The 12,605-nt window shown below is 71.9% G+C and carries 10 protein-coding genes; 6 read left to right on the top strand and 4 right to left on the bottom strand.

Annotated elements, in window-relative coordinates:
- Positions 1 to 25: 25 nt before the first annotated feature.
- Positions 26 to 961, bottom strand: a complete 936-nt coding sequence (locus tag ACKTSN_RS20695) for an A/G-specific adenine glycosylase (protein WP_409470471.1) — start codon at positions 959 to 961, stop codon at positions 26 to 28.
- Between the two features lie 378 nt (positions 962 to 1,339).
- Between ACKTSN_RS20695 and ACKTSN_RS20690 the strand changes: the two genes are divergently transcribed.
- Positions 1,340 to 2,185: a hypothetical protein gene (locus ACKTSN_RS20690; protein ID WP_409470470.1), complete on the top strand. Its 846-nt coding sequence runs from the start codon at positions 1,340 to 1,342 to the stop codon at positions 2,183 to 2,185.
- A gap of 128 nt (positions 2,186 to 2,313) precedes the next feature.
- Here the strand turns inward: ACKTSN_RS20690 and disA are convergent, their stop codons facing one another.
- Entirely contained in the window at positions 2,314 to 3,438 is a 1,125-nt protein-coding gene (gene disA / locus ACKTSN_RS20685; protein WP_129799466.1) for a DNA integrity scanning diadenylate cyclase DisA, read from the bottom strand.
- An 80-nt stretch (positions 3,439 to 3,518) separates the two neighbouring features.
- On the bottom strand, positions 3,519 to 4,928 hold the full coding sequence (radA, locus tag ACKTSN_RS20680) for a DNA repair protein RadA (protein ID WP_409470469.1): 1,410 nt from the start codon (positions 4,926 to 4,928) through the stop codon (positions 3,519 to 3,521).
- A 243-nt stretch (positions 4,929 to 5,171) separates the two neighbouring features.
- On the opposite strand from radA, the gene ACKTSN_RS20675 reads away from it, so the two are divergent.
- Entirely contained in the window at positions 5,172 to 6,920 is a 1,749-nt protein-coding gene (locus ACKTSN_RS20675) for a BACON domain-containing protein (protein WP_409470468.1), read from the top strand.
- A 62-nt stretch (positions 6,921 to 6,982) separates the two neighbouring features.
- Here the strand turns inward: ACKTSN_RS20675 and ACKTSN_RS20670 are convergent, their stop codons facing one another.
- Positions 6,983 to 7,738, bottom strand: a complete 756-nt coding sequence (locus ACKTSN_RS20670; protein WP_374329546.1) for a hypothetical protein — start codon at positions 7,736 to 7,738, stop codon at positions 6,983 to 6,985.
- Between the two features lie 185 nt (positions 7,739 to 7,923).
- Here ACKTSN_RS20670 and ACKTSN_RS20665 point away from each other — a divergent pair, with 185 nt between their 5' ends.
- From ACKTSN_RS20665 to ilvD, 4 genes are all read left to right on the top strand, one after another.
- Positions 7,924 to 8,856, top strand: coding sequence for a Ppx/GppA family phosphatase (locus tag ACKTSN_RS20665; RefSeq protein ID WP_409470467.1), 933 nt, complete (start codon positions 7,924 to 7,926; stop codon positions 8,854 to 8,856).
- 130 nt (positions 8,857 to 8,986) lie between these two features.
- On the top strand, positions 8,987 to 9,811 hold the full coding sequence (locus tag ACKTSN_RS20660) for a sugar phosphate isomerase/epimerase family protein (RefSeq protein ID WP_409470466.1): 825 nt from the start codon (positions 8,987 to 8,989) through the stop codon (positions 9,809 to 9,811).
- Positions 9,808 to 10,428 (top strand): TetR/AcrR family transcriptional regulator, encoded by a 621-nt coding sequence (locus ACKTSN_RS20655; RefSeq protein WP_409470465.1) that lies wholly within the window; start codon positions 9,808 to 9,810, stop codon positions 10,426 to 10,428. The genes ACKTSN_RS20660 and ACKTSN_RS20655 overlap by 4 nt, the downstream gene beginning before the upstream one ends.
- 159 nt (positions 10,429 to 10,587) lie before the next feature.
- Entirely contained in the window at positions 10,588 to 12,441 is a 1,854-nt protein-coding gene (gene ilvD, locus ACKTSN_RS20650; protein ID WP_409470464.1) for a dihydroxy-acid dehydratase, read from the top strand.
- Positions 12,442 to 12,605 lie beyond the last annotated feature (164 nt).

The following is a 12,605-nucleotide window of genomic DNA, read 5'->3' as shown; positions in this document are numbered from 1 at the left end:
CAGAGGCCTGTGATGCGGCTGTACGTCAGCTCAGCGGCAGCCGGTACAGGCCGCCCGGCAGCGGCTCCACCAGACCGTCCGCGACCAGGCCGTCCAGCGCCCGGGCCCGCTGCACCGGCTCGTGCCACACCCGGTCGAGCACCGTCTGCGGCACGGGCGCATGCGCCTCGCGCAGCACGGCGAGCAGCTTGCCGCGTACCTGACGGTCGGTGCCGGCGTACGTCTGTCCCCGGCGCGGCGGACCGTCGTGCTCCGGCTTCCCGGCCAGCCGCCAGGCGCACTGTGCGGCGATCGGGCAGCTTTGGCAGCTCTCGTTCTTGGCCGTGCACACCAGCGCGCCCAGCTCCATGGAGGCCGCGGCCCAGCGGGCGGCGGTCCGCTCGTCCTCGGGCAGCAGCGCCCGGGCGAGCCGGCGCTCGGCGGCGGTGGTGGCGTTCGGCGGATACTGCACACCGTTGACCGCGCGGGCCAGGACCCGGCGGACATTGGTGTCGAGCACGGCGTGCCGCTGCCCGTACGCGAACGACGCCACGGCCGCCGCCGTGTACTCGCCGATGCCGGGCAGCGCCAGCAGCTGGCCGTGGTCGGTCGGTACGTCCCCGCCGTGCCGCTCCGTTATGGCGACGGCGGCGCCGTGCAGCCGCAGGGCGCGGCGCGGGTAGCCGAGCCGGCCCCAGGCGCGGACGGCCTCGCCGGGGGCCTCCTCGGCGAGGTCGGCGGGGCGGGGCCAGCGGGCCAGCCAGTGCTCGTAGACGGGCAGGACGCGGTTCACCGGTGTCTGCTGGAGCATGAACTCGCTGACCATCACGCCCCAGGCGCCGGCCTCCGGGCGCCGCCAGGGCAGGTCGCGCGCATGCTCGTCGAACCAGGCGATGACGGGGGAGTGCAGCTCGGCTCCGAGCGGCGGACCGGGGACGGCGTCGGCGGGGCGGGTGTGCGGTGGCTTCGTGGGCGCAGTCATGGCAGTTCCGATCCTGCCACGTCGAAGGTCGCGGACGTGGGTAGCGGGGAGTGGGGCGGGTCGGGGCGCGGTGTCGGCTGCGTCGCCCGGAGGTCGTGGCCAAAGGTGCAAGGGCCGCGGTCGCGAACGGCCCCGTCTCCGTCCGCCGCGCCGCCGAGTTCCGGGTGCCGCCGGGCGTGTTGCCGTCGAACCCGACGCTCGCCGTCACGGACCGTAGGCGACGTGGGAAGGTTCGTCACTGCCTGCGTCATCCGGTGCTCGACTCGATGACCGGCAGCGGCGCGTCGGCGGCATTCCGGGATGATGATCCGGAAAAGTTGTGGCTCCTGGCGGCGGGTGGGGCAAGCTGACGCACCGATCTCTCGTACAGTTTGCGCCGTGGGATCTCTGCGCAATCCGGTCGGGCCGCTTCCCTCCTCCATCTACTGGCGACGGAGGGTCGTCCTGCTGTCTGTGATCGCCCTGTTGGCGCTGCTGATCACCTGGGTCCTCACATCGGGCGGCGGAGGCAGCAAGAACGGCGCCGACGGGTCCGACGGCAAGAATCCCGCGTCCACGATCGCGCCGGGGCCGTCCAGCTCCGGGCCCGCGATCAGTCAAGCGCCAGGCGGACGCGACGAGTCGGACGACGGGGACGCCAACGGGGGCGGTTCCGGGAGCGGCTCGGGAGGCAGTGCCGGGGCGGGGGACTCCGGTGGGGCCGACGGCTCGGGTGACGGCGGCAGCGGCGGCGGCAGCGCGGGCAGCAGCGGCGGCTCGGGTGGCGCTGCGTCAGGGGCCGGCGTCGGTGCGGGGGATGCTCTGCCGACCGGGTCCTCCTTGCCCAACTGCAAGCCGAGCGCGGTGTCGTTGACGCTGCGCAGCGTGCGTAACTCCTACTCACCGGACGAGCGGCCGGTCTTCCGGCTGACCGCGCAGAACTCCTCCGGCAGTGACTGCAAGGTCGATCTCGGGCCCAAGAGCGCTGTACTGACGATCACTCAGGCGGGGAGCGACGACGCGTACTGGTCGTCGGACGACTGTCCCAAGGGGGCCGGCAGCCTGCTGTACCGGGTGCTCGCAGGCAGCGGTATCACGTACACCGTGGAGTGGGATCGCAAGCCGAGTGTCCCCGAGTGCGGGACGCCTCCGGCGGGGGCGGCCGGGGCGGGGACGTATCTCTTGGAGGCTGCGGCGCCGGGGTTCGGGAAGGTGCGGACTTCGTTCGTGCTGGACGCCGACTAGGTCTGGCACGGTGCCGTTGCTTGAGTAGGCACCGGCGTCCGTGGCTGTGCCCACCCTCCCCCACTCTCGGCTTCGCTCGAGCGGGGGACCCCCATCGCCCTGCGGAACGACTGCCCACAGCGGGTGACTCAGACGTAGCGTTCCAGGATCGACGACTCCGCCAGGCGGGACAGGCCCTCTCGGACGCTGCGCGCACGCGCCTCGCCCACGCCCTCGACCGTCTGGAGGTCGTCCACGCTGGCGGCGAGGAGTTTCTGCAGGCCGCCGAAGTACTCCACCAGCCGGTCGATGATGGCGCCCGGGAGGCGCGGCACCTTGGCGAGGAGGCGGAAGCCGCGCGGGGACACCGCGGAGTCGAGGGCCTCGGGGGAGCCCGTGTAGCCCAACGCTCGGGCCACCGTGGGCAGTTCGAGCAGCTCGGCGTGGGTGAGGGCGTCCAGTTCGGCCAGCGCCTCCTCGACCGTGCGGGAGCGCTTGGCGGTGGGCTCGGGAACGTAGTCCCGGACGACCAGTTCACGCTCGGGTTCGACGCCGGCGATCAACTCGTCCAGCTGGAGAGCGAGGAGACGCCCATCGGTGCCCAGTTCGACCACGTATTCGGCGATTTCGGTGGCGATGCGGCGCACCATCTCCAGTCGCTGGGCGACGGCGGAGACGTCCCGGACCGTCACCAGGTCCTCGATCTCCAACGCCGACAGCGTGCCCGCGACCTCGTCCAGGCGGAGCTTGTAGCGCTCCAGGGTCGCCAGGGCCTGGTTGGCGCGGGACAGGATCGCCGCCGAGTCCTCCAGGACGCGGCGCTGGCCGTCGACGTACAGCGCGATCAGCCGCATGGACTGGGAGACCGAGACCACAGGGAATCCGACCTGCTTGCTGACCCGGTCCGCGGTGCGGTGGCGAGTGCCCGTCTCCTCGGTCGGGATCGTGGGATCCGGAACGAGTTGGACACCCGCACGCAGGATCTTCGACAGGTCGGAGGAGAGCACGATGCCGCCGTCCAGCTTGCACAGCTCACGCAGCCGGGTCGCCGTGAACTCGACATCCAGCACGAAACCGCCCGTGCACATGGCCTCGACGGTCTTGTCGGAGCCGAGCACGATCAGCCCGCCGGTGTTGCCGCGCAGGACCCGCTCGAGCCCGTCGCGCAGGGCCGTGCCCGGAGCCACGGCGCTCAGCGAGGCGCGCATCAGGCCATCGGAACCGGCACTCCCACCGGATTTTCCGGGAGCTGCTGCCCGGTCGTTGGCTGCCACTGCACTCCTCCGGTCGCAGGTTCTGGGGCGCTCCCGTATGCGCACTCGGTTCGTACGGACGGGCGAGACCAGGGCAAAGTCTACCGGCGGTCCTCCGCGTCCCGGGGGGCCTCTCGGTGACGGGAGCGGGGGAGGACCCTCAGGGCGTCCCCTATGTCCGCGACTTCCAGGACCTTCATGCCTGCAGGGACCTTGCCCGGATCGCCCGGCACGAGCGCATGCGTGAAGCCCAGGCGGTGCGCCTCCGCGAGCCGGCGCTGCACGCCGGTGACCCGTCTGACCTCGCCTGCGAGGCCGACCTCGCCGATCGCCACGAGGTTCTTCGGCAGCGGGGTGTCACTGGCCGCCGACGCCAGTGCGAGGGCGACGGCGAGGTCGGCGGCCGGTTCGGACAGCTTCACTCCGCCGACCGTTGCGGAGTAGATGTCTCGTTTGCCCAGGGCGCTGATGCGGCCGCGCTGTTCCAGGACGGCCAGCATCATCGAGACGCGGGAGGTCTCCAGGCCGGATGTCGTGCGGCGTGGGGAGGGGATCTGCGAGTCGACCGTGAGTGCCTGGACCTCGGCGACCAGGGGGCGGCGGCCCTCCAGGGTGACGGTCAGGCAGGTGCCGGGGACCGGTTCGGCCCGGCGGGTCAGGAACAGGCCGCTGGGGTCGGCGAGTCCGGTGATGCCCTCGTCGTGCAGCTCGAAGCAGCCGACCTCGTCCGTCGTCCCGTAGCGGTTCTTGACGCCGCGTACGAGGCGCAGACGCGCGTGCCGGTCGCCCTCGAAGTGCAGGACGACGTCGACGAGGTGCTCCAGCAGGCGCGGGCCCGCGATCGCGCCGTCCTTGGTGACATGGCCCACAAGGAGCGTGGACATGCCCCGCTCCTTGGAGGCGCGGATCAGGGCGCCGGCCACTTCGCGGACCTGGGCCATGCCGCCTGGGGCGCCGTCGATCTCCGGGGAGGCGACCGTCTGTACCGAGTCGAGGATGAGCAGTGACGGCTTCACCGCGTCCAAGTGGCCCAGCACGGCGGCCAGATCGGTCTCGGCGGCGAGATAGAGGTGGTCGTCGATGGCGCCGATCCGGTCGGCGCGCAGCCGGACCTGGCTCGCCGACTCCTCGCCGGTCACATAGAGGGTGCGGTGTTCGTCACTCGCCGACTTGGCCGCCACGTCCAGCAGCAGGGTCGACTTGCCGACGCCGGGCTCGCCCGCGAGGAGCACCACCGCGCCGGGCACGAGCCCGCCGCCGAGCACCCGGTCCAGCTCGGGGACGCCGGTCGGGCGGGCGGTGGCCTGGCGACCGTCGACCTGGCCGATGGGCAGGGCGGAGGTGGTGACGCGGCCGGGTGTGGTCGTGCGTACGGCGGGCGTGCCGTATTCCTCGACCGTGCCCCAGGCCTGGCATTCGGGGCAGCGGCCGAGCCACTTGGCCGTCTGCCAGCCGCATTCGGTGCAGCGGTAGGACGGGCGGTCCTTCGTGGTCTTCGTACGGGCAGCCATGGACGAAACCGTAACCGGCCCCACTGACAACGCGGGCGCGGTGCAGGCCATCGGTCCGCGGGCCGTCGGTGCCGTGGGGCCGCGAACGGGGCCGCGAACCCTGTACGAACCGGTATCGACACGCCCGAACCGGTCACGGAATCACCGGTTCCTGTCCCCTTATGAGGGATCGTTTCACCCGTACGAATTAAAAGTGCTCAAGGGGGCGGAAGGTGCCACCCCCCGCCGCCTACGGTCGGCCGGGTGATGAGCAGCAGCCCGGACACCTCGACCCGCACGACCGGCGCACACCGGGCGCGCCGCGAGGCACGCGACCGTGCTGCGGCGCGCACGCTGGCGCACCACCCGCCCGCGCGCTACGAGCCGTATCTGGACGGTCTCTTCACCTACTGCCTCTCCGTGCTGTGCGACCACGACGCCGCGACCGCCGCCCTGGGCGAGGTCCTCGCGCTCGCCGAACGCCGCGGCCAGCGTGCCCCGGACGCCGTCGGGGACCGCCGGGCGTGGCTGTACGCGCTGGCCCGCTGGGCGTGCCTGCGCAAGCTGGCCGAGGCCAAGCAGAAACGTCAGGCCACGCACGCGGCGGGCCGCCATGGCACCGAACGGCAGCGCGGCAGACAGCCCACCACCCCGCCCGTCTCCGAGGAGGCCCAGGAGCGACGCCGGCGCGAACTCGCTCAGTTGGCCTGGCCGGAGGCCGCCGGCACCACCCCCGAGCAGCGCGAGGCGCTCGAACTGGCCGTACGCCACCACCTGGCCGCCCATGAGGTCGCCGCCGTCCTCGGCATGGACCTCGCCACCACCCGTGAACTGCTCGCTTCCGCCGCCTGCGAGGTCGAGCGCACCCGAGCCGCCCTCGCGGTCGTCGAGACCGGCGGCTGTCCGAGCGTCGCCCGCCTCACCGGCGACAACCAGCTCGTGCTCGGCGCCGCGGTCCGCCGTGAGCTCGTCCGGCACGTCGACGACTGCCCCCGCTGCCGGCGCACCGCCGAGCGCGCCGTCCCCGGCCGCTGGCCCGGCGTCAGCGTCACCCCCGCCGCGCTGCCCGTGCTGGAGGCGCCCCGCGCGGCACTGCACCACGCCATGACGCATCACCCGCGCGCGCGGGGCACCGCCGCGCCGCGCTTCGACCGGCGCGGCTTCCCCGTGGACCCCAAGGACCGCGCTGCCCGAAGGGACCGTCTACGCGCGCGTGCCGTCACCACGACCGTCGTCGCCACCGTCGTGGCGGCCCCCGTACTGGCCCTCTGGTCCGCCTACCGGGCCTCGCCGGTCACCGGCGAGGGCGGAGAGGGCAGCACCGCCACCGCCAGCCGCGACGACGACCCCGGCAGCCTCAACGGCGAGGCGGCGCGCGGCGGCTACGAGAACACGGGAAACGCCGACACGCGCCCTGGTGGCCGCTTCTCGAACGGCGACCAACCCGACATCTCCGTGGAGGTCGTCAGCGTCGCCGGAGCGGGCCGCAAGAGTGCGGGGGCACTGGCGGTGACCGTCGACAACAGCGGCGACACCACGCTGATCACTCTGACCGCCTCCGGCCATGCCCCGGTGCGCTGGTCCGCGACCACGGGCGCCTCCTGGCTCTACCTGAGCCGATCTGCAGGAACGCTCCGCCCAGGCGAAACGTTGACGATCAAGGTGTACGTCGACCAGCTGCGCGAGCCGTCCGGGTACTGGAGCGCACGGGTGGCGATCTCACCAGTCGGCGCGGTTGTCACGATCCAGGGCTACGGCCCCGCCCCCACCCCGTCCGACCCGGGCCCGACCCCGGACCCCGCGCCCAGCACCCCCAGCGGCCCACCTCCGCCCCCGCCCGACCCGGACCCGACGCCCACGACCCCGCCGCCCACCGAGCCCACCCCCAGCGACCCACCGACAACCCCGCCACCCGACCCCGAACCCACCCCCAGCGACTCCACCCCGTCCACCCCGGGCGACTCACCGCCACCACCCAGCGACAGCGGCGACCCGAGCCCGTCGACGTCGTAAGACACCGGTGCCACCCCGCCACGCCGGGTTGCGCCCCCCCCGTTACGGCGCGCGGTCGCCCGTCACTCCACTGGATCCGCCGGATGCGGCGCAAGCAGAGGCAGCTGCGAGTTCAACCGCTGCTCGCACAGCTCGACCAGCCGGTCGTAGCCGGCCTTTCCCATCAGCTCCGTCAGCTCCGCCCGATAGGACACGTACACCGGATCGCCCGCACCATGTGCCGAGGTCGCCGACGTGCACCACCAGTGCAGGTCGTGGCCGCCCGGACCCCAGCCCCGGCGGTCGTACTCACCGATCGACACCTGGAGCACGCGGGTGTCGTCGGGCCGGTCGATCCACTCGTAGGTCCGCCGGATCGGCAGCTGCCAGCACACGTCAGGCTTCGTCTCCAGCGGTTCCCGGCCCTCCTTCAGGGCGAGGATGTGCAGCGAGCAGCCCGCGCCGCCCGCGAAGCCGGGCCGGTTCTGGAAGATGCAGGAGCCCTGGTAGGGGCGGGTCTGCCGGGAGCCCTCGTCGTCCTTGGAGACCCAGCCGCCCCGGGTGCCCTCGGCGTGGTTCTGCCAGATCTCCGGCGTGAGCCTCGCCACATGCCCGGCGACCCGCTTCTCGTCGTCCTCGTCGGAGAAGTGGGCCCCCAGCGTGCAGCACCCGTCGTCCGCGCGGCCGGCCTGGATGCCCTGGCAGCCGCTTCCGAAGATGCAGTTCCAGCGAGAGGTCAGCCATGTCAGATCACAGCGGAAGACCTGTTCGTCGTCCGCCGGATCAGGAAACTCCACCCACGCGCGCGCGAAGTCGAGGCCCTTCTCGTCGTCCGCCAGGGCCTGCTGCGACTTCGTCGGTGCTGTCGCCTGCGAAGAACCCTTGGTTGATTTGGCCTTCTCGTCTGCCTTGTCGGTCTTCGCCTTTTTCGTCTTTGGCACGGGTCCAGGGTAAGTCGCCCGCCGCCCGTCCAGGGACCGCCTCGAGGGCGGAGCACAGTGCAGCTGGCAGTAGCGTTCCGTACATGAGACTCGGTGTCCTCGACGTGGGATCGAACACGGTGCATCTGCTGGTGGTGGATGCGCATCCCGGCGCGCGCCCGCTGCCCGCGCACTCGCACAAGGCGGAACTGCGCCTCGCCCAACTTCTCGACGAGAACGGTGCCATCGGCCCCCACGGCGTCGACCGGCTGATCGGCGTCGTCCACGAGGCGCTCCAGGCCGCCGAGGACAAGGGCGTCGAGGAACTGCTGCCGTTCGCGACCTCGGCGGTACGCGAGGCCAGCAACGCCGACGACGTCCTCGCGCGTGTGCAGACCGAGACCGGTGCCCAGCTCCAGGTCCTCACCGGCGCCGAGGAGGCCCGGCTCACCTTCCTCGCCGCCCGCCGCTGGTTCGGCTGGTCGGCCGGAAAGCTGCTCGTCCTGGACATCGGCGGCGGCTCCCTGGAGATCGCCTACGGCATCGACGAGGACCCCGACGCGGCCGTCTCCCTGCCGCTCGGCGCCGGCCGGCTCACCTCCGCCTGGCTGCCGGACGACCCGCCCGCCACCGAGGACATACGGGCTCTGCGCCGCCATGTGCGGGCCGAGATCGCCCGTACGGTCGGTGAGTTCAGCCGCTTCGGCGCCCCCGACCACGTGGTCGCCACCTCCAAGACCTTCCGGCAGCTCGCCCGCATCGGCGGCGCCGCCCGTTCCGCCGACGGCCTCTACGTCCAGCGCGAACTCAAGCGCCAGTCCCTGGAGGCCTGGGTCCCCCGCCTCGCCGGCATGACCACCGAGGAACGCGCCGAACTCCCCGGAGTCTCCGACGGCCGAGCGGCCCAGCTGGTCGCCGGCGCCCTGGTGGCGGAGGCCGCGATGGACCTGTTCGGCGTGGAGACGCTGGAGATCTGCCCGTGGGCCCTCCGAGAGGGCATCATCCTCCGCCGCCTGGACCACATGGGCTCGGCGTGAACGGGCGCCGGTAGGGGCGCGGGGAACTGCGCGACCAGCCACAGTGAGCCCGCACCCGCCCACGGCGAACCCCCGGACGGCGAACAGGCACCCGGCCCAACCGCCAGAGGCACCACGTACGCTGTCCATCGTGGCAAACCCAGTCGTACGCATCCCGGATGCGAAGGTCGCCCTCTCGACGGCCTCCGTGTACCCGGAGTCGACGGCAACGGCCTTCGAGATCGCCGCGCGCCTCGGGTACGACGGCGTCGAGGTCATGGTCTGGAACGACCCGGTCAGCCAGGACATGGAGGCGCTGCGCCGGCTCAGCGACTTCCACCAGATCCCGATCCTCGCCGTACACGCCCCCTGCCTGCTCATCACGCAGCGCGTGTGGTCCACCGACCCGTGGGTCAAGCTCCAGCGCGCCCAGGCGGCGGCCGAGAAGCTCGGCGCCACCACGGTCGTCGTCCACCCGCCCTTTCGCTGGCAGCGCCAGTACGCGCGCGACTTCGTCGCCGGGATCTGGCGGATGGCGAACGAGACGGATGTGCGGTTCGCCGTCGAGAACATGTACCCCTGGCGCTACCGCGACCGGGAGATGCTCGCGTACGCCCCCGACTGGGACGTGACGAAGGACGACTACCGCCACTTCACGATCGACCTCAGCCACGCCGCGACCGCGCGCACTGACGCCCTGCAGATGGTCGACCGCATGGGCGACCGGCTGGGTCACGTCCATCTCGCGGACGGCTCCGGCTCCAACAAGGACGAGCACCTGGTCCCCGGCCGCGGCACCCAGCCCTGCGCCGAGCTGCTGGAACGGCTCGCCGTGTCCGGATTCGACGGGCACGTCGTCATCGAGGTCAACACCCGCCGCGCCATGTCCAGCGCGGAGCGTGAGGCCGACCTCGCCGAGGCCCTGGCCTTCACCCGGTTCCACCTGGCCTCCGCGGTGAAGGTGCCCCGGCGATGACCGGCACGACGCCCACGCCGCGCCGCCGGGGACGGCCCTCGCGTACGGAGTCCGCCGACGGCCCCGCCACCCGCGACCGCATCCTCGCCGCGGCCCGCGAGGAGTTCTCCGAACGGGGCTACGAGAAGACGTCCGTGCGCGGCATCGCCAAGGCGGCCGGTGTGGACTCGGCGCTGGTGCACCACTACTTCGGCACCAAGGAACAGGTCTTCCAGGAGGCGGTGGAGACGGTCTTCGCGCCCGCGCTGAGGGCACCGGACGTGATCTTCGAGGGGGCGCCCGAGGAGGTCGGTGAGCGGTTCGCCCGATTCCTCTTCGGGATCTGGGAGAACCCGGTCACCCGGACGCCGCTGCTCGCGGTCGTACGGTCCGCGGTGAACAACGAGGTCGCGGCCGCCGTCTTCCGCCGCCTCGTTGCCACCCAGCTGCTCCGCAGGGTCGCCGCCCAGCTCGGCACGCCCGACGCGGAGCTGCGGGCGGAACTGGCGGCCGCACAGCTGGTCGGTGTCGCCATGCTGCGGTACGTGATCAAGCTTGAGCCGCTGGCGTCGGCCGACATGGAAGTGATCATCCGACGGATCGCACCCGTGGTGCAGGGCCACCTGACGAAACCCTGAATCCCTTACCGGCTCACCTGACGGACTCCTGACTCCTTTAGAGGGAACGAGCCCTTGAATCCCTGAGACATGCGTCCCGCAATCCGGACATCATGTCCGCCCTCTGGATGACCGGCGTAGGCTCGACTCAGTCAGAACTCTCCGAAGGAGCGAGCGACGATGCCCGAGCTGAGGTCCCGCACAGTCACCCACGGCCGCAACATGGCGGGCGCCCGCGCCCTTATGCGCGCCTCCGGTGTACCCGGTGCGGACATCGGCCGAAAGCCGATCATCGCGGTTGCCAACAGCTTCACTGAGTTCGTGCCGGGCCACACGCACCTGGCGCCGGTCGGCCGGATCGTCAGCGAGGCGATCACGGAGGCCGGCGGCATCCCGCGCGAGTTCAACACGATCGCCGTCGACGACGGCATCGCGATGGGCCACGGCGGCATGCTGTACAGCCTGCCCTCCCGCGACCTGATCGCGGACAGCGTGGAGTACATGGTCGAGGCGCACTGCGCCGACGCCCTGGTCTGCATCTCCAACTGCGACAAGATCACCCCGGGCATGCTCATGGCCGCCCTGCGCCTGAACATCCCGACGGTCTTCGTCTCCGGCGGCCCGATGGAGTCCGGCCGCGCCACGCTGGTCGACGGCACGGTCCGCACGCTCGACCTGGTCGACGCGATCTCCGACGCGGTGAACGACAAGATCTCGGACGAGGACATCCTCCGTATCGAGGAGAACGCCTGTCCGACCTGCGGCTCCTGTTCCGGCATGTTCACCGCCAACTCGATGAACTGTCTGACCGAGGCCATCGGCCTCTCCCTCCCCGGCAACGGCTCGGTCCTCGCCACCCACACCGCCCGCCGCGCGCTCTACGAGAACGCCGCCCGCACGGTCATGGACCTGACCCGCCGCTACTACGAGCAGGACGACGACACGGTCCTGCCCCGCAACATCGCCACCATCGCGGCCTTCGAGAACGCCATGGCCCTGGACATCGCGATGGGCGGCTCGACCAACACGATCCTGCACCTGCTGGCCGCCGCCCAGGAGGCCGGCGTGCCCTTCGGCCTGGAGCAGATCGACGCCGTCTCGCGCCGCGTGCCGTGCCTGGCGAAGGTCGCACCCAACGTCGCCAAGGACCGCACGTACTACATGGAGGACGTGCACCGCGCCGGCGGCATCCCGGCCCTGCTCGGCGAGCTGCACCGCGCGGGCCTGCTCAACGAGGACGTGCACGCCGTCCACAGCCCGTCCCTGGCGGACTGGCTGAAGACGTGGGACGTCCGCGGCGGCTCGCCTTCGGCCGAGGCCGTGGAGCTGTGGCACGCGGCACCCGGCTGCGTCCGCTCCGCCGAGGCCTTCTCCCAGTCCGAGCGCTGGGAGGCGCTGGACGTGGACGCCGAGGGCGGCTGCATCCGCTCCGCCGAGCACGCCTACTCCAAGGACGGCGGCCTGGCGGTACTGAAGGGCAACCTCGCCGTCGACGGCTGCGTGGTGAAGACGGCCGGCGTCGACGAGTCCATCTGGACCTTCGAGGGCCCGGCGGTCGTCTGCGAGTCGCAGGAGGAGGCCGTCGAGAAGATCCTCAACAAGCAGGTGACGGACGGCGACGTCGTCGTCATCCGCTACGAGGGCCCCAAGGGCGGCCCCGGCATGCAGGAGATGCTCTACCCGACGTCCTTCCTGAAGGGCCGCGGCCTCGGCAAGACCTGCGCCCTGATCACCGACGGCCGTTTCTCCGGCGGCACGTCCGGCCTGTCCATCGGCCACGCCTCCCCGGAGGCGGCGTCCGGCGGCACCATCGCGCTCGTCGAGGACGGCGACCGCATCCGCATCGACATCCCGAACCGTTCCATCGAACTGCTCGTGGACGAGGCGGAACTGGCGCGCCGGGATCAGGCGTTGAACGGGGTGTACGTCCCGAAGGACCGCGAGCGCAAGGTGTCGGCCGCACTGCGGGCATACGCCGCCATGGCAACCAGCGCGGACAAGGGCGCCGTGCGGGACGTCAGCAAACTGGGCTGAGGCACACACCTGGGGCCGCCTGTGACGGGGCGGCCCCTTTTGTGTGCGGGCTTGGCCGGTGGGCCCGGGTTTCGTGTGCCGCCCAGCCGGTGAGCCTGGCTTTCGCGCGCCCCCTCGGCCGGTGGAGTCCGGCCTTCGCACGCCGCCCCCAGCCGCTCAGCCCG

The organism is Streptomyces flavusporus, assembly GCF_046267975.1.
Taxonomy (GTDB): Bacteria; Actinomycetota; Actinomycetes; order Streptomycetales; family Streptomycetaceae; genus Streptomyces; species Streptomyces flavusporus.
Note: the sequence above shows the minus strand (reverse complement) of the source record. Positions and strands in the feature narration are given on the sequence as shown.